Annotated in this window: 22 protein-coding genes and 1 riboswitch; of the genes, 7 read left to right on the top strand and 15 right to left on the bottom strand. The window is 66.5% G+C overall.

Features of this window, described 5'->3' with window-relative positions; translation table 11 throughout:
• Positions 1-31 precede the first annotated feature (31 nt).
• The 3 genes from metW to FB547_RS01225 form a co-directional block, all read right to left on the bottom strand.
• Positions 32-619, bottom strand: a complete 588-nt coding sequence (gene metW, locus FB547_RS01235; RefSeq protein ID WP_145738956.1) for a methionine biosynthesis protein MetW — start codon at positions 617-619, stop codon at positions 32-34.
• Positions 616-1,791, bottom strand: a complete 1,176-nt coding sequence (locus FB547_RS01230; RefSeq protein WP_145738955.1) for a homoserine O-acetyltransferase — start codon at positions 1,789-1,791, stop codon at positions 616-618. Before FB547_RS01230 ends, metW begins: the two co-directional genes overlap by 4 nt.
• Positions 1,792-1,924: 133 nt before the next feature.
• Complete coding sequence (locus tag FB547_RS01225) at positions 1,925-2,488, bottom strand: TMEM165/GDT1 family protein (RefSeq protein WP_145738954.1); 564 nt, start codon at positions 2,486-2,488, stop codon at positions 1,925-1,927.
• 17 nt (positions 2,489-2,505) lie between these two features.
• Positions 2,506-2,682, bottom strand: a riboswitch (yybP-ykoY riboswitch).
• 263 nt (positions 2,683-2,945) lie between these two features.
• On the opposite strand from FB547_RS01225, the gene FB547_RS01220 reads away from it, so the two are divergent.
• Positions 2,946-3,506, top strand: coding sequence for an RNA recognition motif domain-containing protein (locus tag FB547_RS01220; RefSeq protein ID WP_145738953.1), 561 nt, complete (start codon positions 2,946-2,948; stop codon positions 3,504-3,506).
• An 80-nt stretch (positions 3,507-3,586) separates the two neighbouring features.
• On the opposite strand, the gene FB547_RS01215 is transcribed toward FB547_RS01220, so the two are convergent.
• The 4 genes from FB547_RS01215 to FB547_RS01200 are packed head-to-tail and all read right to left on the bottom strand — an operon-like array spanning position 3,587 to position 6,556.
• On the bottom strand, positions 3,587-4,369 hold the full coding sequence (locus FB547_RS01215; protein WP_145738951.1) for an SDR family oxidoreductase: 783 nt from the start codon (positions 4,367-4,369) through the stop codon (positions 3,587-3,589).
• An 8-nt stretch (positions 4,370-4,377) separates the two neighbouring features.
• Positions 4,378-5,013 carry an LPS export ABC transporter periplasmic protein LptC gene (gene lptC / locus FB547_RS01210; RefSeq protein WP_145738949.1) on the bottom strand — a complete coding sequence of 212 codons (636 nt, stop codon included), beginning with the start codon at positions 5,011-5,013 and terminating at the stop codon, positions 4,378-4,380.
• A complete protein-coding gene (locus FB547_RS01205) occupies positions 5,010-5,558 on the bottom strand; it encodes a KdsC family phosphatase (RefSeq protein ID WP_145738947.1) in 549 nt (182 codons plus the stop codon). Before FB547_RS01205 ends, lptC begins: the two co-directional genes overlap by 4 nt.
• Positions 5,558-6,556, bottom strand: coding sequence for an SIS domain-containing protein (locus tag FB547_RS01200; protein ID WP_145738945.1), 999 nt, complete (start codon positions 6,554-6,556; stop codon positions 5,558-5,560). The genes FB547_RS01205 and FB547_RS01200 overlap by 1 nt, the downstream gene beginning before the upstream one ends.
• 87 nt (positions 6,557-6,643) lie before the next feature.
• On the opposite strand from FB547_RS01200, the gene FB547_RS01195 reads away from it, so the two are divergent.
• Entirely contained in the window at positions 6,644-8,629 is a 1,986-nt protein-coding gene (locus FB547_RS01195) for a monovalent cation:proton antiporter family protein (protein ID WP_145738943.1), read from the top strand.
• Between the two features lie 24 nt (positions 8,630-8,653).
• Here FB547_RS01195 and FB547_RS01190 read toward each other — a convergent pair whose 3' ends face one another.
• The 7 genes from FB547_RS01190 to rpmH form a co-directional block, all read right to left on the bottom strand.
• Positions 8,654-9,613 carry a hypothetical protein gene (locus FB547_RS01190; protein ID WP_145738941.1) on the bottom strand — a complete coding sequence of 320 codons (960 nt, stop codon included), beginning with the start codon at positions 9,611-9,613 and terminating at the stop codon, positions 8,654-8,656.
• 94 nt (positions 9,614-9,707) lie between these two features.
• Positions 9,708-10,172: a Crp/Fnr family transcriptional regulator gene (locus FB547_RS01185; protein ID WP_145738939.1), complete on the bottom strand. Its 465-nt coding sequence runs from the start codon at positions 10,170-10,172 to the stop codon at positions 9,708-9,710.
• A 90-nt stretch (positions 10,173-10,262) separates the two neighbouring features.
• Positions 10,263-11,678 (bottom strand): tRNA uridine-5-carboxymethylaminomethyl(34) synthesis GTPase MnmE, encoded by a 1,416-nt coding sequence (mnmE, locus tag FB547_RS01180; RefSeq protein WP_145738937.1) that lies wholly within the window; start codon positions 11,676-11,678, stop codon positions 10,263-10,265.
• A gap of 69 nt (positions 11,679-11,747) precedes the next feature.
• Positions 11,748-13,445 carry a membrane protein insertase YidC gene (gene yidC, locus FB547_RS01175; protein WP_145738935.1) on the bottom strand — a complete coding sequence of 566 codons (1,698 nt, stop codon included), beginning with the start codon at positions 13,443-13,445 and terminating at the stop codon, positions 11,748-11,750.
• Entirely contained in the window at positions 13,442-13,729 is a 288-nt protein-coding gene (gene yidD, locus FB547_RS01170) for a membrane protein insertion efficiency factor YidD (RefSeq protein WP_015868039.1), read from the bottom strand. The genes yidC and yidD overlap by 4 nt, the downstream gene beginning before the upstream one ends.
• Complete coding sequence (locus FB547_RS01165) at positions 13,726-14,145, bottom strand: ribonuclease P protein component (protein ID WP_145738933.1); 420 nt, start codon at positions 14,143-14,145, stop codon at positions 13,726-13,728. The genes yidD and FB547_RS01165 overlap by 4 nt, the downstream gene beginning before the upstream one ends.
• 101 nt (positions 14,146-14,246) lie before the next feature.
• On the bottom strand, positions 14,247-14,381 hold the full coding sequence (gene rpmH / locus FB547_RS01160) for a 50S ribosomal protein L34 (protein ID WP_007834827.1): 135 nt from the start codon (positions 14,379-14,381) through the stop codon (positions 14,247-14,249).
• A 287-nt stretch (positions 14,382-14,668) separates the two neighbouring features.
• On the opposite strand from rpmH, the gene dnaA reads away from it, so the two are divergent.
• The 4 genes from dnaA to FB547_RS01140 all read left to right on the top strand — a co-directional run bounded on the left by dnaA (position 14,669) and on the right by FB547_RS01140 (position 21,267).
• Positions 14,669-16,048, top strand: a complete 1,380-nt coding sequence (gene dnaA / locus FB547_RS01155; protein WP_012745166.1) for a chromosomal replication initiator protein DnaA — start codon at positions 14,669-14,671, stop codon at positions 16,046-16,048.
• An 89-nt stretch (positions 16,049-16,137) separates the two neighbouring features.
• Entirely contained in the window at positions 16,138-17,244 is a 1,107-nt protein-coding gene (dnaN, locus tag FB547_RS01150; protein WP_012745167.1) for a DNA polymerase III subunit beta, read from the top strand.
• A gap of 134 nt (positions 17,245-17,378) precedes the next feature.
• Complete coding sequence (gyrB, locus tag FB547_RS01145) at positions 17,379-20,003, top strand: DNA topoisomerase (ATP-hydrolyzing) subunit B (protein WP_145738931.1); 2,625 nt, start codon at positions 17,379-17,381, stop codon at positions 20,001-20,003.
• A 376-nt stretch (positions 20,004-20,379) separates the two neighbouring features.
• Entirely contained in the window at positions 20,380-21,267 is an 888-nt protein-coding gene (locus FB547_RS01140; RefSeq protein WP_261380198.1) for a cupin domain-containing protein, read from the top strand.
• A gap of 61 nt (positions 21,268-21,328) precedes the next feature.
• Here FB547_RS01140 and FB547_RS01135 read toward each other — a convergent pair whose 3' ends face one another.
• Positions 21,329-21,604: a hypothetical protein gene (locus FB547_RS01135; protein WP_145738927.1), complete on the bottom strand. Its 276-nt coding sequence runs from the start codon at positions 21,602-21,604 to the stop codon at positions 21,329-21,331.
• Positions 21,605-21,904: 300 nt separating this feature from the next.
• Here FB547_RS01135 and FB547_RS01130 point away from each other — a divergent pair, with 300 nt between their 5' ends.
• Positions 21,905-22,417 (top strand): hypothetical protein, encoded by a 513-nt coding sequence (locus tag FB547_RS01130; RefSeq protein WP_145738925.1) that lies wholly within the window; start codon positions 21,905-21,907, stop codon positions 22,415-22,417.
• The last annotated feature ends 46 nt before the right edge of the window (positions 22,418-22,463 follow it).

Raw genomic sequence — 22,463 nt, 5'->3', positions numbered from 1 at the left:
GCTGCCGTTTTCAGTCGGGGCGCGGAAGCGCTCAGCGCTCCCGCTCGAACTTGAACACGGCCGTGCCCGCGCGTGCATTGGGCAGCCAGCGCACGCTGCGGCCTTCCTGCACGCCGAAGGCATCGAGCACGCTCAGGCTGTTCTTCTGCGCCAGCACCTCGAAATCCTTGAAGGTGCCGACCCGGATGTTGGGCGTGTCGTACCACTGGTAGGGCAGGCGGCGCGTCACCGGCATGCGGCCGCGCGCAATGCTGATGCGGTTGGGCCAGTGCGCGAAGTTGGGAAAGGCCACGATGCCGATGCGGCCCACGCGCGCGGTTTCGCGCAGCATGATCTCGGCGTTTCGCAGATGCTGCAGCGTGTCGATCTGCAGCACCACGTCGAACGAGGCGTCGTCGAACATCGCCAGGCCTTCGTCGAGGTTCAGCTGGATCACGTCGACGCCGCGGCGGATGCACTGCAGCACGTTGCCGTCGGCAATTTCCACGCCGTAGCCGCTGCAGCCGCGCTCACGCTGCAGCAGGTCGAGCAGCGCGCCGTCGCCGCAGCCGAGGTCGAGCACGCGCGCGCCCTCGGGCACGAGGTTGGCGATGAGGCGCTGGGTCTCGATGTCGCTCACGATGCACTCCCTTCGGCCAGCACCTCGTGCGCCACGCGCTCGAAGTAGGAACGCACCACGCCCATGTAGCGCACGTCGTCGAGCAGGAAGGCGTCGTGCCCGTGCGGTGCGTCGATTTCGGCGTAGCTCACGTTGCGGCGGTTGTCGAGCAGCGCCTTCACCAGTTCGCGGCTGCGCGCGGGCGAGAAGCGCCAGTCGGTCTTGAAGCTCACGAGGAGGAACTTGGCGGTGGCGCCCGCGAATGCCGCGCTGAGGTTGCCGCCATGCGAACGCGCGGGGTCGAAGTAGTCGAGCGCGCGCGTGATCAGCAGGTAGGTGTTGGCGTCGAAGTATTCGCTGAACTTGTCGCCCTGGTAGCGCAGGTAGCTCTCGATCTGGAATTCGATCTCCTGCGTGGAGTAGCGGTAGTCGAGCGCCGCCGCCTCGCCCTCGACCGCGCTGCGCAGGATGCGGCCGAACTTGGCGTTCATGACGTCGTCGCTCAGATAGGTGATGTGGCCGATCATCCGCGCGATGCGCAGGCCGCGCTTGGGGATCACGCCGTGCTCGTAGAAGTGGCCGCCGTGGAAGTCGGGGTCGGTGACGATGGCGCGGCGCGCCACTTCGTTGAAGGCGATGTTCTCGGCCGTGAGGTTGGGCGCGCTGGCCACCACCACGGCATGCCGCACGCGATCGGGGTACTGCAGCGTCCACGACAGCGCCTGCATGCCGCCCAAGCTGCCGCCCATCACCGCCGCGAGCGTGCGGATGCCGAGCGCGTCGAGCAGCGCGGCCTGCGCATCGACCCAGTCTTCGACCGTGACCACCGGAAAATCCGCGCCATAGACGCGGCCGGTGGCGGGGTTGACATGCATCGGGCCGGTGGAGCCGAAACAGGAGCCGAGGTTGTTCACGCCGATCACGAAGAAGCGGTCGGTGTCGACCGGCTTGCCCGGACCCACCATGTTGTCCCACCAGCCTTCCGACCGCGCCTGGCCTTCGTAGGTGCCGGCCACGTGGTGCGAGGCATTGAGCGCATGGCAGACCAGCACCGCGTTGCTGCGCTCGGCGTTCAGGGTGCCGTAGGTTTCGTAGGCGAGCGTGTAGCTGCCGAGCGACGCGCCGCTGCGCAGGGCCAGCGGGCCCTCGAACTGCATCGACTGCGGAGTGACGACCAAGGGAGGTGACGACATCAATGAAAAACCCGGCCTCGCCAAAAACGAGCCGGGTTGCTTGTTCGCCAACTTGACTGTCTTTAGCTGAATTTATTAAGCGCCCGCAAGCTGAAGCAAATCGGCGCAGCCGGCAGTATATCGCCCCGCCGCGCTACCAGCCGACGACCATCACGAGGCCGAGCACGAGGAAGATCGCGGCCGAGACGCCGTGCACCAGCTTGATGGGCACGCGCCGCACGATCTTCTCGCCGAGCCACACCACCGGCGCGTTGGCCAGCATCATGCCGAGCGTCGTGCCGGCGACCACCCAGAAATACTCCTGCGTGAAGCGCGCGGCCAGCATAACGGTCGCGATCTGGGTCTTGTCGCCCATTTCGGCCAGGAAGAACGCGACCAGCGTGGTGACGAAGACCCCGTGGTGGGTGGCCGCGGGGGCGTCGTCCTCGTCGAGCTTGTCGGGGATCAGCATCCATGCCGCCATGGCGATGAACGAGCCGCCCAGGATCCAGCGCAGCACGTCGGGCCCGAGCCAGTGGGTGATCCAGTTGCCGACCGCGCCGGCCAGTGCGTGGTTGACGATGGTGGCCGCGAAGATCCCGAGCACGATCGGCCAGGGTTTCCTGAAACGCGCCGCAAGCAGAAGAGCCAGCAGTTGGGTCTTGTCGCCCATTTCGGCGAGCGCAACCACGCCGGTTGCAACGAGAAAAGCTTCCATGAAAGAGAGGGGTTCCTTGGGCCGAAGGACGCAATTGACCGTGCAACACCTTCGGCCATATTCCCGAAGTTGCACGGTCAAAGGTCTCGCCAGGTGTGTCCACTGCACGCGCCATGTCCTGTGTGGGGCAGGACAAGTCTGTTGACGCGGGCCCTTCTCGCGATGGAAGGCGGCTACTCCCCAATGACGGGTGGGATTCTACCTGCTGCGCCGCAGCCAACGGCCGGTTTTGTAAGCGTGCGCTAGCTTTCCCTAAATTTTTCGAGGCCCTACAGGATGCAGCAAATTACTGCTTGCATTTCACGTATTTCACCCATAATGCACGAGCCTCCCTCTTCATTTTGCCGGGGAGGAAGTTCGGTGATCGGTCAGTTTCGCGCGACTCGACGGCTCTCGTTTGAGTGATGCTTTCGGGACTCCATCGCTTTTCTTGCTATGTGTTTATAGGAGTCCCTTGATGGGCAACAAACTGTATGTCGGCAACCTGCCTTACTCGGTGCGCGACAGTGATCTCGAACAGGCTTTTGGACAATTCGGCGCGGTGACCAGCGCCAAGGTCATGATGGAACGCGACACGGGCCGCTCGAAGGGCTTCGGCTTCGTCGAGATGGGCAGTGACGCGGAAGCGCAAGCAGCCATCAATGGCATGAACGGCCAGCCGCTCGGCGGCCGCAGCGTCGTCGTCAATGAAGCACGTCCCATGGAAGCACGCCCCCCGCGCAGCGGTGGCGGCGGCTACGGCGGCGGCGGTGGTGGTTATGGCGGCGGTGGTGGCGGTGGCTACGGCGGCGGTGGCGGTGGCTACGGCGGCGGTGGTGGCGGCTACGGTGGTGGCGGCGGTGGCCGCTCCGGCGGTGGCGGCGGCTATGGCGGCGGTGGTGGTGGCCGCTCCGGCGGCGGTGGTGGTGGCGATGGCGGCTTCCGCAGCCCCTATGGCGCCGGCCCCCGTGGCGGTGGCGGCGGTGGCCGCTCCGGCGGCGGCGGCGGCTACGGTGGTGGCGGCAACAGCGGCTACTGAGCGCTGCAGCCAGGCACGGACAAGTAAAAAGGGCTCCTCAGGGAGCCTTTTTCATTGGGGCCGCCGCCCCGGTGAATTCATCAGCTTTCGCCGCTGCGCTTCTTGCGGGCGCGGCCCTGCACGGCGCGGTCGAGCAGCGCGTTCGGCAGCATGCGCATCAGCTTGGCGACCACGCCCATCTGCCAGGGAATCACGCGGTAGCTGGTGCCGGCCTCGATCGCGCGCAGCGCCTGGTCGGCAAAGTCCCGGGCCTTCATGAGAAAGGGCATGCCGTAGCGGTTGCCCTGGGTCAGCGGCGTGTCGATGTAGCCGGGGCACAGCGTGACGACCTTGACGCCGCTGTTGTGCAGTTCGCCGCGCAGGCTCTCGCAGTACGCGACCACGCCCGCCTTGCTGGCGCAATAGGCGCCGTGCCCCGGCAGCCCGCGAATGGCCGCGACGCTCGCGATGCCGACCAGCCGGCCGCTGCCGCGCTGCCTCATCGCCGCCACGAAGGGATGGAAGGTGGCCATCAGGCCCACGTTATTGGTGGCGAAGGTCCGGGCCATCACCTCGATGTCCTCGCGCTGTGCCGTGTCGATGCCCACGCTGATGCCGGCGTTTGCAATCACCACGTCGGGCAGGCCCTGGCGTTCGATGCAGGCGGCGCCCGCGGCCACGATGCTGTCGGTTTGCGCCACGTCGGCGCCATAGACCTGGTAGCGGGCGGGGTCCAGCTGGCGCTCACCGGCCCAGGATTCGATTTCCGCGGTGCGCCGCGCCACCAGCGCGAGGCGGTAGCCCGCCTCGTAGAAGCTGGCGGCCAGGGCCTGGCCGATGCCGCTCGATGCGCCGGTGATGAAGACAAGCGGGGAGGGGCTCATGCGCGGGTTCAGCGCGGCTTGCCGGCCGCCGAGGGAATCAGGACGCCGCGCACCCGGCCGGTCAGGTTGGCAACGCCGCTCAGGTTGTCGTAGTCGAGGTTTTCGGCGGTGAACTGGTCGGCGCCGCGGATGAGCGTGACCGGCTTGTTCGAGGTCACGCGTTCGGTGTCGAGAAAGGCGTGCAGGAAATCGCCGCGGAACTCCAGCCGCGGCGTCGACTTGCCGTTGGGCCCCACCACCGGATCGCGGATGACGATGGCGTTGCCGAAGAGCTGGATCTCGCTGCCGTCGGAATTGGAGATGCCGCGATTGGCGGTGGCGTGGGTCGTGAAGCCCTGCGGCGAAACCGAGCGCATGCGCACGTCGTCGACCTCGACGGTGTCGGTGTCGGGGTAGTGCCGGCCTTCCTTGCCATGGAGTTCGCTGCGCAGGTCGCCGTTTGGCAGGAAGTTCTTGATCACGAAGCCGCGCATGAAATAGTCGGGCTCGTGCGTGGGCGCGGCCTTGGCCGTGGGTGCGAGCAGCTTGGGCGCGTTGCGCACCAGCCAGTAGGTGCCGAGCGCAACGGCCGCCGTGAGAATGATGGGCAGGTAGATCGTGGCGCGGTCGAGCACGTCGCGCAACAGGTTCCAGGCACGCTTCATTGCCTGGGACCCCGGGCGGCGTCGAGCAGGCGGCGGTATTGGCCGCAGGCCGTCAGCAGCAGATCGCAGAATTCGCGCGCCGCGCCTTCTCCGCCGCGTGCGCGGGTGACGTAGTTGACCGCCTCGCGCACTTCGGCATGCGCATTGGCGGGCGCGGCCGCAAAGCCGACGCGCGCCAGCACGGGCAGGTCGGGCCAGTCGTCGCCGATGGCCGCGGCCTGCAGCCAGCTGAAGCCGAGCTCCTCGAGCATGGCCTGGGCCGCGGGCAGCTTGTCTTCGGTGCCGTAGCGCACGTGCTGGATGCCCAGCGCTTCGAGCCGCACGCGCAGCGGCTTGGAGTCGCGGCCGGTGATCACCGCGGGCGTGATACCCGCCAGGCGCAGCAGCTTGAGGCCGTAGCCGTCCAGGATGCTGAAGCGCTTGAGGGTTTCGCCGTGCTCGGTGAAATACACGCCGCCGTCGGTCAGCACGCCATCGATGTCGAAGAACGCGATGCGCACGTCCTGCGCCGCGAGCAAGGTCTCGGCCTGAAAGTCGATCGGCATCAGATGACCTTCGCGCGCATCAGGTCGTTGATGCTGAGCGCGCCGATCAGGAGCCCCTGGGGGTCGACGATGAGCACGCTGGTAATGCGGTGTTCTTCCATCAGCTCGGCCGCCTCGACCGCCAGCGCCTCGGCGCGCAGCGTGCGCGGGCCGGGGTGCATCACGTCGGCGGCGGTGAGGCCGCGCAGGTCGCCGCCGGTCTCCACCTGGCGGCGCAGGTCGCCGTCGGTGAAGATGCCGATGGCACGGCCTTGCGCATCGACCACGGCGGTGGCGCCCAGGCCCTTGGAGCTCATCTCGCGCATCAGTTCGCTGAGCGTTGCGGTGGGCGCCACGCGCGGCACCTCGTCGCCCGAGCGCATCACGTCGCTCACGTGCGTGAGCAGCTTGCGGCCGAGCGCGCCGCCGGGGTGCGAGCGCGCGAAGTCTTCGGAGCCGAAGCCGCGCGCGTCGAGCAGCGCCACCGCCAGCGCGTCGCCCATGGCCATCTGGGCGGTGGTGCTCGCGGTGGGGGCGAGGTTGAGCGGGCAGGCCTCCTTGGCCACGCCGGCGTCGATCACGATGTCGGCGTGGCGCGCGAGGGTGGAGTCGGTGCGGCCGGTCATGGCGATGAGCGGCACGCCCTGGCGCTTGACCACCGGCAGGATCACGGTGAGTTCGTCGACCTCGCCGCTGTTGGAGATGGCCAGCACCAGGTCGACCGGCTTGATCATGCCGAGGTCGCCGTGGCTCGCTTCGGCCGGGTGGACGAACATGGCCGGCGTGCCGGTGGAGGCCAGGGTCGCCGCAATCTTGCGGCCGACATGGCCGCTCTTGCCCATGCCCATGACGACCACGCGTCCGCGCACGTCCAGGATCTTGCGCACGGCGTCGACGAAACTCGGACCCACGCGCGACTTGAGGCCGAGCACGGCATCGGACTCGATGTCGAAGGTGGCGCGCGCTCGCGCCAGGATTGCGTCGGCGTCGACCACGGGGGGCAGGGGAGCTGAACTCATCGGCGGATTTTACGGGCCGGCCGGCGCGCGCCGCCGCTCGATACAAGCCGCACGTTCGGGGCATGGACATTGCTCTAGCATCCGGCCATGTCCTCGTTCGATCTCACGCTGATGTATTTGCTGGCCGCAGTGCTCGGCGTGGTGGTCTGCCGTTCGCTGAAACTGCCGCCGATGCTGGGCTATCTGTCGGCCGGCGTGCTGATCGGGCCGCATGCGCTGGCATTGGCGCAGAACTCCGAAGCCATCCGCCACCTCGGCGAGTTCGGCGTGGTGTTCCTGATGTTCGTGATCGGGCTGGAATTCAGCCTGCCCAAGCTGCGCGCCATGCGCAAGCACGTGTTCGGCCTGGGCCTGCTGCAGGTGCTGCTGACCATGGCCATTGCCACCGCCGGGGCGCTGCTCATCGCCTCGCAGCTCCCGCCGGCCTGGCGGCTCGGATGGCAGACGGCGCTGGCGCTGTCGGGCGCACTCACGATGAGCAGCACCGCGATCGTCGTGAAGCTGATGGCCGAGCGTCTCGAACTCGAAAGCGAGCACGGCAAGCGCGTGATGGGCGTGCTGCTGTTCCAGGACCTGGCGGTGGTGCCGCTGCTGGTGCTGATTCCCGCGCTCGGCGCACCGCCCGAGGCCCTGGCCAAGGCCATCGGCCTGGCGCTGGTGAAAGCCACCCTGCTGATCGGCGTGCTGCTCTACGGCGGTCCGCGCATCATGCGCTGGTGGCTCACGCTCGTTGCGCGCCGGCGCAGCGAGGAGCTCTTCATCCTGAACGTGCTGCTGGTCACGCTCGGCCTGGCCTGGCTCACCGACCTGGCCGGCCTGAGCCTGGCGCTGGGCGCCTTCATCGCCGGCATGCTGGTGTCGGAAACCGAATACAAGCACCAGGTCGAAACCGACATCCGGCCGTTCCACGACGTGCTGCTGGGCCTGTTCTTCATCACGGTGGGCATGTCGCTGGACTGGCACATCGTGGTGGAGCGCTGGGCGCTGGTGGCTGTGCTGCTGGTGCTGCCGCTGGCCTTCAAGCTGGCACTGGTGACGGTGCTGGCGCGGGTGCTGGGCGCCACCGCGGGCGTCTCGCTGCGCACCGGCCTCTACCTGGCGCAGGCCGGCGAATTCGGCTTCGTGCTGCTGGCGCTGGCGCAGGAGCGCAGCCTGCTGCCGCCGTGGCTGGCCAACCCGGTGCTGGCCTCGATGGTGCTGTCGATGCTCGCCACGCCCTTCATCGTGATGTACACCAACGCCATCGTGCGCAAGCTGGTGGCGAGCGACTGGCTGCAGCAATCGCTGCAGATGACCAGCATCGCGCGCAAGACCATCAATACCGCCAAGCACGTCATCATCTGCGGCTACGGGCGCTGCGGCCAGAACCTGGCGCGCATCCTGGAGCATGAAGGCATTCCCTACATGGCGCTGGACCTCGACCCCGATCGCGTGCGCCAGGCCGCCGCGGCGGGCGATTCGGTGGTGTTCGGCGACGCGGCGCGGCTGCAGGCGCTGATGGCGGCCGGCCTGGCCCGCGCCAGTGCGGTGGTCGTGACCTATCTCGATGTGCCGGGCGCCATGAAGGTGCTGGCCAACATCCGCTCCCACGCGCCGCAGGTGCCGGTGATCGTGCGCACGCAGGACGACCTCGACCTCGAGAAGCTGCAGGCGGCCGGTGCGACCGAGGTGGTGCCCGAGGCCATCGAGGGCTCGCTGATGCTCGCGAGCCATGCGCTGGCGCTGGTCGGCGTGCCGATGCGGCGCGTGATCCGCGTGGTGCAGGACCAGCGCGACGCGCGCTACAACCTGCTGCGCGGCTACTTCCACGGCGCGGACGACGACAACGCCGACGAGCTCGACCACGAGCGGCTCAACACCTTCACGCTCACCCCCGGCGCCCGCGCCGTCGGCCAGACGCTGGCGCGGATGGCGCTCGAAACCCTGGGCGTGCGCGTCGCCAGCCTGCGCCGCCACGACGGCCAGAACCAGGTGTTCACCGGCGACACGGTGCTGACCGACGGCGACACGCTCGTGCTGTGCGGCAAGCCCGCCGCCCTGGCCGTGGCCATCGAGCGGCTGCAAAAAGGCTGAGCCGGTGCGCCGGAGCGCGTACGCTCAGTTCACCAGGGTGGGATTGCGCTTTTCTTCCTCGAGGCGCTGCTGCCGGCGTACGGCTTCGCACTGCGCATGCGGCTTGTGTTCGGGCTTGAGGCACTGCGCAGCCATGCATTGGGCCTTCGCGATGAAGTTCCGGTCGCCGCAGAGGGCCAACGGATCGGCAGGCGCCGCCGCTGCCGGGGACGAAGGTGCCGCAGCGACGGGAGCCGGTGCGGGTTCGGTCGCGCCAGACTGCGAAGGTGCCGCCGGAGCGGGCTTGCGCGGCTTGGCCGCGGCGGCCGGCGGCTTGGGATTGGCAGCGGCCGGCGCGTCCATCGCCGAAGCCGATGCCGCCGCGCCCGCGGCGGGCATCTCGGCGGCAGGTGCCTCAGGCGCGGCTGCGGCCGGCTCGGGCAGCAAGGCGGGCGCAGGGGCCGGCATGGGAGCCACCGCGGCCGGAGGAGTCTCTTCGGACGGCTTGCCGGTTCCGTAGCCGTACCAGCCGGCGGTGATCATGAGCAAGCCCACCGCCAGCAGCGCCCCCCACAGCCACATGCCTCGGGAGCGCGAAGGCTTCTTCTGCGCCTCGGCGCCGGCGGACCGCCGCGTCCTGCTCCCGGAAGAAGAAGAAGAAGAAGAGGACTTCTTCCTCGCACGCCCCTCCCGCGGCCGCGAAGGCAGCCGCTCGGAAGACCCCGGCGCAATGATGACGGTCTTGTCCTCGTTCGGCAGGCTCGCGCTCGCGGAAGAAGCGGCGGAAGCCGCGTAGGCGCCGGTTTCGAACAGCCCGCCCGGAATGGTGGGCGCGCGCAGTTGCGCGGGTGCCGTGGCGGCCCACTCGCGCTCCGATCTGCTGCCGGGGGCCGGAAGCGGCGCCATCGGCGCGGGTGCCGCAGGCGCCAGCTTGCCGCCGCAGCCGCGGCAGAAATTGGCGCCCGCGCGGTTCTCCGCGCTGCACACCGGACAGATCAAGGCCATGACGACGGACTTCTAGGAGAAAACGATTTCAGAAAAAACTGGCGGCGAAGAGCCGTCGAGGCCGAATTCGAGGCGCGAAGCGGCAGGCCGGCGCTCAGGTCACTGCAACGCGCTTGGACCGGTGAGCCATGCGTTTGGCGATCACCGCGCCGAGCCCCATCGCGATCTCCAGGGCCAGGTTGGGCTGCCGGTTCGACATTTCGGCGAAGCGGATCGCCGTGAGGCGCCACACCCGGCCCGCGCCGGTGACCACCACATTGGCGGAATGCGGCTGGCGCGAGAAGAAGGAGCCCTCGCCCACCACCGATCCAGGCATGAGCACGGCCAGCTTCATCTGTTCCTTGCTGCTCACGCGATGCACGCTGATCGCGCCGCTCTCCAGGAAGTACACCGACCGGTCGTGCGTGCCCTGTTCGATGAGAACGTCGCCCACACCCGTCTCGATGGGCTGCAGGTAGCCCGCCAGCGTTTCCCACTGCTGTACGTTGAGCGTCAACGCGAAGGCGTCGGTGCTGCTGTTGTTGTCCGCGATTGCGCGGCTCAGGTTCTGGATGGACATGCTTTTCTCAACCCCCGCATCTGTGCCGGAGTATCCGCGAAGGGCGCGGTTTTCGACTACAACTCTTTACGTTTTTCGGACGGGCTGTCTCTATTTGCCGATACAGAAGCGAGAAAAGATGACCCCGAGCAGGTCGTCGGCGCCGAACTCGCCGGTGATTTCATTCAGTGCGTTCTGCGCGAGGCGCAACTCCTCGGCCAGCAGGTCGAGCAGTTGCGCCTGCGCCGCCAGATGGTCCGCGGCCAGCGCCAGGTGGATCTCGACCTGGCCCAGCGCCTGCACATGGCGCGCCCGCGCCAGGTAGACGCCCTCGGGCACCGCCTGCCAGCCGGCCATGGCCAGCAGCTGTTCTCGCAGCGCCTCGATGCCGACGCCGGTCTTGGCGGACAGGGCGATGCCTTGGGCCGCGCCCGCCGCATCCGGCACTGGCGCGGCATCCTGCTTGTTCCAGACATCGAGCACCGGCACGCTCGCGGGCAGCTTCTGTTGCAGCCCGCGCAGGATCTCGGCGTCGGCGGCTGCGTAGTCGGGCTGGCCGGCACGCGTCAGGTCGTGCAGGAACAGCACGGCATCGGCGCCCTCGATCTGGCCCCAGGCGCGGGCCACGCCGATCTGTTCGACCTCGTCGCTGCTTTCGCGCAGGCCGGCCGTGTCCACCACATGCAGCGGCACCCCGTGGATCTGGATGGTCTCGGACACCACGTCGCGCGTCGTGCCCGCCACCGCGCTCACGATGGCCAGCTCGGCGCCCGCCAGGGCGTTGAGCAGCGAGCTCTTGCCCGCATTGGGCTGGCCCGCAATGACCACCTTGATGCCTTCGCGCAGCAGCGCGCCTTGTCTTGCGCGCTGCTGCACGGCCGCGAGCTGCGCCTGCAGCTTCGCCAGCTGCCCGGCCGCATCGGCCTTTTGGAGAAAGTCGATTTCCTCTTCCGGAAAGTCGAGCGTCGCTTCCACCAGCATGCGCAGGTGGATCAGCGCATCGCGCAGCGCGTGGATCTCGCGCGAAAAGGCGCCCGACAGCGAACGCCCCGCGCTGCGCGCGGCCGCCTCGGTGCTGGCGTCGATCAGGTCGGCAATGGCTTCGGCCTGAGCGAGGTCGATCTTGCCGTTGAGAAAGGCGCGCTGGCTGAACTCGCCCGGCTCGGCCACGCGCAGGCCGGGCAGGCGCGGCCGCCCGGTGGCCGGATCGGCCTCGGCAGCGGCCTCCAGGCAGCGCGCCAGCAGCAGCTGCAGCACGACCGTTCCGCCATGGGCCTGCAGTTCGAGCACGTCTTCGCCCGTGAACGAATGGGGCGAGGGAAAGTGGATGGCCAGGCCGTGGTCGACCGGTTCGCCGGCCGCATCGCGGAAGGGAAGGTAGGTGGCTTCGCGCGGCTTCAGCGGCCGGCCGCAGAGCGCGTCGACCAGCGGCGCGAGCCGGGCGCCCGACACCCGCACGATGCCCACCGCTCCGCGCCCCGAGGCGGTGGCGATGGCGACGATGGGATCGGTGGTGCGGGCGAGCATGGTGCGGATTCTTTCAGCAAAAAGGGCCGCTGACGCGGCCCTTCGGGGATGGCTCGGAACGCGGGCCGGCTACTTGGTGCCCAGCACGCCCAACCGTTTGTTGATGAACCACTGCTGCGCGATCGACAGCACGTTGTTGGTGATCCAGTACAGCACCAGGCCGGCCGGGAAGAAGATGAACATCACGCTGAACGCGAGCGGCATGATCCACATCAGCTTGGCCTGCATCGGATCGGGCGGCGTCGGGTTGAGCCAGGTCTGGAACAGCGAGGTGAGCGTCATCACGATCGGCAGGATATACCAGGGGTCCGGTGCCGACAGGTCGGTGATCCAGCCGATCCACGGCGCGTGGCGCATTTCGACCGACGACAGCAGCACCCAGTACAGCGCGATGAACACCGGGATCTGGATCACGATCGGGAAGCAGCCGCCCATCGGATTGACCTTCTCGGTCTTGTAGATCCGCATCATTTCCTGCTGCATTTCCTGCGGCTTGTCCTTCAGCCGCTCACGCATTTCCATGATCTTGGGGTTGATGGCCTTCATCTTGGCCATGCTCGCGTAGGCCTTGGCATTGAGCCAGTAGAAGGCCGCCTTCAGCAGCACCACCAACGCCACGATGGCCCAGCCCCAGTTGCCCAGGATGCCGTGCAGCTGCGTGAGCAGCCAGTACAGCGGCTTGGAGATGATCGCGAAGATGCCGTAGTCCTTGACCAGGTCCAGGCCGGGGGCGATGGCTTCGAGCTTCTTTTCTTCCTCGGGACCGGCGAACAGCGCGCTGTTCACGACCTGCGTGGCACCCGGAGCGATCTTCGGCAGCGTCGCCACCATGGCGACGGTGAAGAGGTTGTCGCCCAGGTCCTTCACGCGGAATTCGCGGCGCAGCTGTTCGCTGGCCGGGTCGCCCTTGAGCAGCCAGGCCGACGCGAAGTAATGCTGCACCATGGCGATCCAGCCGTCGTTGGCAGGCGGCGGCGGCTCGATCTTGCCCTTGGCAATGTCCTTGAAGTCGAGCTTGTGGAACTTCTTCTCGTTGGTGTAGGCGGCCGGGCCGGTGAAGGTGTTGGTGCCGAACATGGTGCCGGCGGCCACGGTGCCGTGGCGCAGCAGTTGCATGTAGAGCTGCGCATCGCGCGGCTGGTCGCTCACGTTGACGACTTCGTGGCGCACGCCGATGGCGTAGTCGCCGCGCTTGAAGACGTAGGTCTTGACGTATTTCAGGCCGCCGACCGGCGCGCTTTCGAAGCTCACCTCCAGCGTGTTCTGGCCTTCGGCCATTTCGCGCGGACCCGCCTTGGGCGCCATCGGCGTCAGGTGGTTGGGGAAGCGCTCGCCCGAATCGACGGGGTTCAGCAGGCCGGTCTGCGCCACGTAGCGGGTGGCCGGCGAGGTGTTCTCGAACAGCACCACGTGCTTGGTGCGGTCGGCCTCGTCGTACTTGAGCAGTTCGAGGTAGTTGACCGTGGCGCCTTCGCTGTCGATCACGGCCTTGAACAGGTCGGTGGTCACGTTGACCTGCTCGCGCGGCGCGGCCGCGGCGGCCTGCGTGGGCACGGCGCCCGCGCTGCCGCTGGCGGCGGACGCGCTGGGCACGCCATTGCTGGCAGCGGGTGCGGCGGCGCCCGCCGGGGCGGAGGCCACGGCGGCCGGCTTGCTCGAGGGCAGGAAGGTCGGCTTGTTGCCGTTGAAGACCTGCCATTGGTCCCACAGCAGCACCAGCGAGAAACCAAAAATCACCCACAGGATCGTGCGGCGGATATCGTTCATGACGAAGACTTCTTGTCGGAGGAGAGGAGAGACGAAAACAGTGAGCCTGACTTGTCAGTACGACACTGTGATGCCGGTGGAACCGGATCGTGCCCGCCCTGGCACCAGGGCTGGCAGCGCGCGATGCGGTGCAGCGTGAGATAGCTGCCCTTGAGCGCACCGTGCACTTCCAGCGCCTCGATCGAATACACGGAGCAAGTCGGCGTGAAGCGGCACGACTGGCCAAGCCAGGGGCTCAGCAGCAGGCGATAGCCCTTCACGAGGCCGATCAGCAGGCGTTTCATGAGGAGGAGGGAGAAGAGGGCGAGGCCGGAGGCACCGGCGCACGCGCTGCGCGCGCCAGCAACTGCTGGAGTTCAGCCCGAACGGCACCCTTGAGCTTGTCCGAAGAGGCGCTCACGAATTCCTTGCGGTCGAAACCCGCGCGCAGACGCACCACGTGCGCAGCACGCGGCAGGCCGGCGTCGGGCGCGGCGCTCACGGTGTAGATCTGGCGCTTGATGGCGTTGCGCGTGACCGCGCGGCGCGCCCAGCGCTTGGGCACCATGGCGCCCAGCCAGACATCGTCGGACGCGAACAGCGGCTGTGCGCTCGACGAAAGATCGAGCGCACAGCGATGCAATGCGAAATGAGCAGTGCGCGCCACGGTGGCACCTGCGAGGACGGCCTGGAATTGCGCGCGGGTCTTGAGCCGCTGCATGGAAACCGAGCCGAGTCCGCCGTTACGGGTCGGGCCGGAAGCGCTGGCTGCAGGAGCTGGCGCTGGCGGTTCGGCTGCTGGCAACGGCAGGCGGGCTGCCGTCAGACGGCCAGGCGCTTGCGGCCCTTGGCGCGGCGTGCGTTGATGACGGCACGGCCGCCGCGGGTCTTCATGCGGACCAGAAAGCCGTGGGTACGGGCGCGGCGGACTTTGGATGCTTGGTATGTGCGTTTCATGATGGTTCCTGATTCCCTGTTTCCGCAGGCGAAAAAGCCGCGGGCGCCGGAGAGCGTGTTTCGGATTGGCCCCCGAAAGACGCAATGAGGTTTTCAGGGAAACCCGCAATTATCGCAAACATTCGGCCCCTCAACAATCTTCGACTGGATTTGCGGGCCTTTCGCCGCCGCCGGCAGCGTGTGGATAAGGTTTTGACAAGTTAGAATGCCGAGCGCCTTCAGCAGAGAATATCCACAATACATATACCAAAAAATGCCCGAGGGTCTCACCATTTTTTCAAGCGCCCATGTCCACTGACGGCATCGGCGAAAGCCTCTGGCAAGCCTGCGTCGACCAGCTCGCGCAAGAGCTGTCCGAGCAGCAGTTCAACACCTGGATCAAGCCCCTGACAGCGCAGGTCGCGGACGACCTTTCGCGCATGACGGTGTTCGTTGCCAACCGCTTCAAGCTCGACTGGATCCGGGCCCAGTACGCCGGCAAGATCGCCGCCATGGCCGAGAAGATGTACGGCCAGCCGGTAGCCGTTGAGTTAGCGCTTGCTCCGCGAGAAGCGCCCGTGCGTTCTGCCCCGGTTGCCGTGCTGGCCGAAACCGACGTGCCGCGCGACGTGGCCGGCCCGGGCGAGGAGCCCGCCAACGCCGGCTTCAAGAACCGGCTGAATTCGGGCCTCACTTTCGACACCCTGGTGGAGGGCACGGCCAACCGCATGGCGCGCGCCGCCGCCATGCACGTGGCCGGCATGCCGGGCCACCTGTACAACCCGCTGTTCATCTACGGCGGCGTCGGCCTGGGCAAGACCCACCTGATGCACGCGGTGGGCAACCGGCTGCTGGCCGACCGCCCGGATTCCAAAGTTCTCTACATCCATGCCGAGCAGTTCGTCTCGGATGTGGTCAAAGCCTATCAGCGCAAGACTTTCGACGAGTTCAAGGAGCGCTACCACTCGCTCGACCTGCTGCTGATCGACGATGTGCAATTCTTTGCCAACAAGGACCGCACGCAGGAAGAATTCTTCAATGCGTTCGAGGCCCTCCTGGCCAAGAAGTCGCACATCGTGATGACCAGCGACACCTATCCCAAGGGCCTGGCCGACATCCACGAGCGGCTGGTCTCGCGCTTCGATTCGGGCCTGACGGTGGCGATCGAGCCGCCCGAGCTCGAAATGCGCGTGGCCATCCTGATCAACAAGGCGCGCGCCGAATCGGCCGAAATGCCGGAGGAAGTGGCCTTCTTCGTGGCCAAGAACGTGCGCTCCAACGTGCGCGAGCTCGAAGGCGCGCTGCGCAAGATCCTGGCGTATTCGCGCTTCAACCAGAAGGAGATCTCGATCGCCCTGGCGCGCGAGGCGCTGCGCGACCTGCTGTCGATCCAGAATCGGCAGATCTCGGTCGAAAATATCCAGAAGACGGTGGCCGACTACTACAAGATCAAGGTCGCCGACATGTACAGCAAGAAGCGCCCGGCCAGCATTGCGCGGCCGCGGCAGATCGCGATGTACCTGGCCAAGGAGCTCACGCAGAAGAGCCTGCCCGAAATCGGCGAGCTGTTCGGCGGGCGCGATCACACCACGGTGCTGCACGCGGTGCGCAAGATCTCGGGCGAGCGCCAGCAGCTCACCGAACTCAACCAGCAGCTGCACGTGCTCGAGCAGACGCTCAAGGGCTGATCCCGGATGTCATCAGGCATGCCCCTCGCAACAGCGGAGAATGGCGTCTCAATGGCGGATTCAAAGAGATAAGAGAAGAGGAAGAAGACATGATCGTTTTGAAGGCTACCCAAGACAAGGTCCTCGCCGCGCTGCAGTCGGTGGCTGGCATCGTGGAGCGGCGCCACACGCTGCCGATCCTGGCCAACGTGCTGATCCGCAAGACCGGCGGCCAGCTGCAGCTGACCACCAGCGACCTCGAGATCCAGATCCGCACCACGGCCGAGCTCGGCGGCGATGAAGGCAACTTCACCACCACCATCGGCGCGCGCAAGCTGATCGACATCCTGCGCACCATGCCGGCCGACCAGACCGTGAGTCTCGAATCGAGCGCGAGCAAGCTGGTGCTCAAGGGCGGCAAGAGCCGCTTCACGCTGCAGTCGCTGCCGGCCGAGGACTTTCCGCTGGTGCAGGAAGCCGCCAACTTCGGCCCGGTCTTCAGCGTGCCGCAAAAGACGCTGAAGGACCTGCTCTCGCAGGTTTCCTTTGCCATGGCCGTGCACGACATCCGCTACTACCTGAACGGCATCCTGTTCGTGGCCGAAGGCAAGCAGCTGAGCCTGGTGGCCACCGACGGCCACCGCCTGGCGTTCTCGTCGGCCACGCTCGACGTCGAAGTGCCGCGCCAGGAAGTCATTCTTCCGCGCAAGACCGTGCTCGAGATGCAGCGCCTGCTGTCGGACGCCGAAGGCGCCATCGAGATGCAGTTTGCGAACAACCAGGCCAAGTTCAGCTTCGGCGGCATGGAGTTCGTCACCAAGCTGGTCGAGGGCAAGTTCCCCGACTACAACCGCGTGATTCCCAAGAACCACAAGAACAGCGTCACGCTCGGCCGCGCGCCGCTTCTGGCCAGCCTGCAGCGCACCGCCATCCTGACGAGCGAGAAGTTCAAGGGCGTGCGCCTGAACATCGAGCCCGGCACGCTGCGCATTGCGTCGAACAACGCCGAGCAGGAAGAGGCGCAGGACGAACTCGACATCGACTACGGCGGCGACGCCATCGAGATCGGCTTCAACGTGACCTACCTGATCGACGCGCTGTCCAACATGGACCAGGACATGGTGAAGCTGGACCTGGCCGACTCCAACAGCTCGGCCCTCTTGACCATCCCCGAGAACGCATCCTTCAAGTACGTCGTGATGCCGATGCGAATCTAGAAGCCAGAAAACACAGCGCCTTGCGCAGACAGCCCGCGGCCCTCCGCGGGTTTGCGCTTTCAAGAGGCAGGAAAAACCGGCTCCGAGAGCCCGAGAAATCCCGTGAATGCCGTGAGAGATAGAGGAATATCCGAATGAGTGCAGAAGAGAACAAGCCCGAAGTACCCCACACCGAGCCGGTCTACACGCCCGAAATCGAGAGTGCGGTACCGATCGAGATCACGCCCGCCGACACCAGCTACGGCGAAGGCTCGATCACGATCCTCGAAGGGCTCGAGGCGGTGCGCAAGCGCCCCGGCATGTACATCGGCGACACCTCCGACGGCACGGGCCTGCACCACCTGGTGTTCGAGGTGGTCGACAACTCCATCGACGAGGCGCTGGCCGGGCATTGCGACGACATCGTCGTCACCATCCACAGCGACAACTCGATCTCCGTCACCGACAACGGCCGCGGCATTCCCACCGGCGTGAAGATGGACGACAAGCATGAGCCCAAGCGCTCGGCCGCCGAAATCGCGCTCACCGAACTGCACGCGGGCGGCAAGTTCAACCAGAACAGCTACAAGGTGTCGGGCGGCCTGCACGGCGTGGGCGTGAGTTGCGTGAACGCGCTGAGCGTGAAGCTGCGCCTCATCGTGCGCCGCGAGGGCAAGATCCACGAACTCGAATTCAGCCGCGGCTTCGTGCAGAACCGCCTGCTCGAAACCGTGAACGGCGTCGAGGTGTCGCCGATGAAGGTCATCGGTGACACCGACAAGCGCGGCACCGAGGTGCACTTCCTGCCAGACACCGAGATCTTCAAGGAAAACGCCGATTTCCATTACGAGATCCTGAGCAAGCGCCTGCGCGAGCTGAGCTTCCTGAACAACGGCGTGCGCATCCGGCTGCTCGACGAACGCACCGGCAAGGAAGACGACTTCTCGGGCACCGGTGGCGTACGCGGCTTCGTGGAGTTCATCAACAAGGGCAAGACCGTCCTGCATCCGAACTCGTTCTATGCCGCTGGCGAAAAGCCGGCCGACACCTACGGCGGCATCCCGGGCACGCACATCGGCGTCGAAGTGGCGATGCAGTGGAACAGCGGCTACAACGAGCAGGTGCTGTGCTTCACCAACAACATCCCGCAGCGTGACGGCGGCACCCACCTCACGGGCCTGCGCGCCGCGATGACCCGCGTCATCAACAAGTACATCGAAGAAAACGAGTTCGCCAAGAAGGCCAAGGTCGAAGTCACCGGCGACGACATGCGCGAAGGCCTGTGCTGCGTGCTGAGCGTGAAGGTGCCTGAGCCCAAGTTCTCGAGCCAGACCAAGGACAAGCTGGTGTCCAGCGAAGTGCGCGCGCCGGTGGAAGACATCGTCGGCCGCCTCTTGACCGACTACCTGCAGGAGCGCCCGAACGACGCCAAGATCATCTGCGGCAAGATCGTCGAGGCCGCCCGCGCCCGCGAGGCTGCGCGCAAGGCCCGCGAAATGACGCGCCGCAAGGGCGTGCTCGACGGCATGGGCCTGCCCGGCAAGCTGGCCGACTGCCAGGAGAAGGACCCCGCGCTGTGCGAGGTCTATCTGGTGGAGGGCGACTCCGCCGGCGGCTCCGCCAAGCAGGGCCGCGACCGGAAGTTCCAGGCCATCCTGCCGCTGCGCGGCAAGATCCTGAACGTGGAGAAGGCGCGCTACGAGAAGCTGCTCACCAGCAACGAAATCCTCACGATGATCACGGCCCTGGGCACCGGCATCGGCCGTGCCGGCGCCACCAGCGCGGGCGGCGGGGCGGACGACTTCAACGTCGCCAAGCTGCGCTACCACCGCATCATCATCATGACCGACGCCGACGTTGACGGCGCCCACATCCGCACGCTGCTGCTCACCTTCTTCTACCGGCAGATGCCGGAGCTGGTGGAGCGCGGCCACATCTACATCGCGCAGCCGCCGCTGTACAAGGTGAAGGTCGGCAAGGAAGAGCAGTACCTGAAGGACGGCCCCGCGCTGGACGCCTTCCTGCTCAAGGTGGCGCTGAAGGACGCGAGCATCGAGACCGGTGGCCCCAACTCGACCACCCTCTCCGGCGACACGCTGGCCGAGCTCGCGCGCAAGCACCAGCTGGCCGAAGCAGTGATCGCGCGGTTGCGCAACTTCATGGATGCCGAGGCCCTGCGCGCCATTGCCGACGGCGTGGCGCTCGACCTCGACACCACGCCCGCGGCCGAAGCCTCGGCCGTGGCGCTGCAGGCCAAGCTGCGCGAGCTCAACACCACCGGCGTGCCGGCCGAGGTGAGCAGCGAGTTCGACGCCCGCACCGACAAGCCGCTCTTGCGCATCAGCCGCCGCCACCACGGCAACATCAAGAGCAGCGTGCTGACGCAGGACTTCGTGCACGGCGCCGACTACGCCGCGCTCGCCGAAGCCGCCAACACCTTCCGCAATCTCCTGAGCAGCGAGGGCGCCATCGTCCGCCGCGGCGAAGGCGAGCGCGCCAAGGAAGAAAAGGTGGCCGACTTCCGCATCGCGATGAAGTGGCTCATCGGCCAGGCCGAGAACGCCACCTCGCGTCAGCGCTACAAGGGCCTGGGCGAAATGAACCCCGCGCAGCTGTGGGAAACCACCATGGACCCGACCGTGCGCCGTCTGCTGCGCGTGCAGATCGACGATGCCATCGAAGCCGACCGCGTGTTCACGATGCTGATGGGCGACGAGGTGGAGCCGCGGCGCGAATTCATCGAGCAGAACGCACTGCGGGCGGCGAATATCGACGTCTGATGGCTGAAAATTCCCGACCCGGTCGGTGAAACGAAAAAAGGAGCGGCCAGCATTGCTGGGCGCTTTTTTTTCGAGCCATAAGACCCACCAACCCGCCGCGCCGAGTCGTCTCGACAGCCCTTTGTCGCCCATTGGTACTTTCACCAATAAGCCCTGTTTTGTCAGGCAAAAGTCAGCAGAAACTCTCAGAGTTGAGTTCTAAAGTATTACTTCTGCTCGCGGACCTTGCCTTGGCCTTGTTTGAGGAAAGGCGCCCAAAAGCGATCTGGAGGGTGCGATGTGCGTCACCAGCATGAATTCCGTCGTGGCTTCGGAAACGACGTATCGGGTGTGGACGGACGATCCCGCCGGCTTCTCTACCCAGAGGATCACGCCGATGCACCACAGCTTCCACGAGCATCCGCTGTTTCAGGTGCCTGAACTCGTGAAGCTCGGGATGGAACTCTCGAAGCTGGACCAATGCAGGTTCATGAACCCGGACAGGACGGTCGCGTCCAGGCTCGCGCACGACAGCCGGCCGCCCGACGGGCGCAGCATTGCGGAATTCTTCAAGCGCGTGGAGGAGCCGGGCTCGTCGGTGGCCTTCTACAACATTGAAGTGATCCCGCGCTATCAGGCCCTGCTGATGTCGGTGGTGAATTCGATGCGCGCCCTCGTCGAACGCGAGCAACCGGACATCTTCAGGGTGAACGGATTCGTTTTCTTCTCCGCCCCGCCTTCCGTCACGCCCTTTCACATCGATCGCGAGAACAACTTCTGGCTGCAGTTGCATGGCCACAAGATCCTCAACGTCTGGGACCACCGCGATCGCAGCATCGTGCCGGCGGATGCGGTGGAGGATTTCATCGTCACGCAATCGCTCGGGAAAGTGCGCTTCGACGAAGCGTTCTTGCCGCGCGGGTTGGAATTCGATGCGCAGCCCGGGGATGCCGTCTATTTCCCGAGCACCTCGCCTCATATGACGAGATCCACGGTCGACCGGACTGCCGCCCCTGGCGATCGCCTGTCGATCTCCATCGGCGTGACTTTCTACACCGCGGCGACGCGCAAGGTGGCCCGCATTCACCAGGTGAACCGGCTGATGCGCAAGTGCGGAATGTCTCCCTCCTATCCGAGCGAGTCGCCCCATGCGGACGCCGCCAAATCCGCCGTCGGCGGCCTGGTGGGCGCCTGCCGCGCGCGGCTCGGCACAGCGCGCGCCCAGTTCATCTGCATGACCTCCGCGCGGCGAGTCAAGCACACGCCGCCGCCGGGCTCCTATTGAAAGCCGGCCTGCCCGCTCGAAACGGGGCAGCGCCGCCTTGCCGGCCGGCCGGCCCGGCTCATCAGATCGACCGGTGCACGCGAACCGTGCTCCTGCCGCCCCGGCCACCTTGCACCATGCGTGCGACGCGTGCCAAGCCGCCGGTCCCGCTGGCCGCGCGGCCGACCAGCGCACCGCCGGCGGCGCCCGCCAGCAGGCGTCGCGGCAGCGAATGGCTGCGCCCCGCGGTCAAGAGCAGCAGGAGGCCGGCACCAAGCACGGCAAGGTGCTCGCCGGGGAAGCCGCGCCGCTGCGCGTCCATTCTTCGCATGGCTTCGATCCTGGATCCGATGGTCATTTGAAGCTCCTTTTCTGTACGAACTTTCTTCATAGCGAGCGGTTCGGTGCACCTCTGTAGGCGCCGAGGACGTGCACCGCGTCGAATCGGGCCCACAGCGCGGCACTCTCAGGGTTTTCATAGAGAAGAACCCCCGAAAGGGCGCCGACGCCCGTCACACGTCTGTCATCAGCTATTAAAACAATAGCGTTCAGTACTTCCCCGAGGATCCTTCCTCGTAAACGCTATATCTAGCCCGACTCTTGCTAAGCAAAATCCTCGACGGATTTCACGTCACCCCATGATCGAGGACTCGAAGCAATGAACCTTATGCGTCTGCGGCAGCCGGTGGCTGCATTGGTACTGGGCGGCACAGCAGCATTCTTCGGGACGATGACATCGGCCCATGCGTTCTCGAACCCGCCCATCCAGATGGCGCAGGGCGTCGAATACATGTGCGGCGGCACGAACAAGGCCGAGGCGGCCTTCATGCAGATGGTCTCGCCGCGCTGGGCAGCCACCATCGAGTTCGGCATCAACGACAGCGCGCAGCGCGGCAATTTCCCGGTGCGCGCGGCGGTCCAGGTGCGCGAGAAGTACACGGGCCGCCCCGTGATGGAAGCGCAGTCGCACGGGCCGTACATGCTTGCGCGGCTGGATCCGGGCGCCTACGACGTGAACGTGACGCTCGGCGGCCTCACGATGACGCAGACGCTGACGGTGATTGCGGGCGTGCCGGCCCGGGCGGTGTTCATGTGGCCGTCGAACTTCGACATGGCCTCGGTGATGCCGCCGATGCCGCAGGCACTCGCGCAGACCTCGGCGGCGCGCTGAGCTTCCCCTCTGTCTTCTTTCCCGGCGCCGGCCGGGTCCGGCCCTT

It is taken from the genome of Variovorax beijingensis (assembly GCF_007828835.1).
Classification (GTDB): Bacteria; Pseudomonadota; Gammaproteobacteria; order Burkholderiales; family Burkholderiaceae_C; genus Variovorax; species Variovorax beijingensis_A.
The sequence above is the reverse complement of the archived record's forward strand: the minus strand, read 5'-3'. Positions and strand labels throughout refer to the sequence as shown.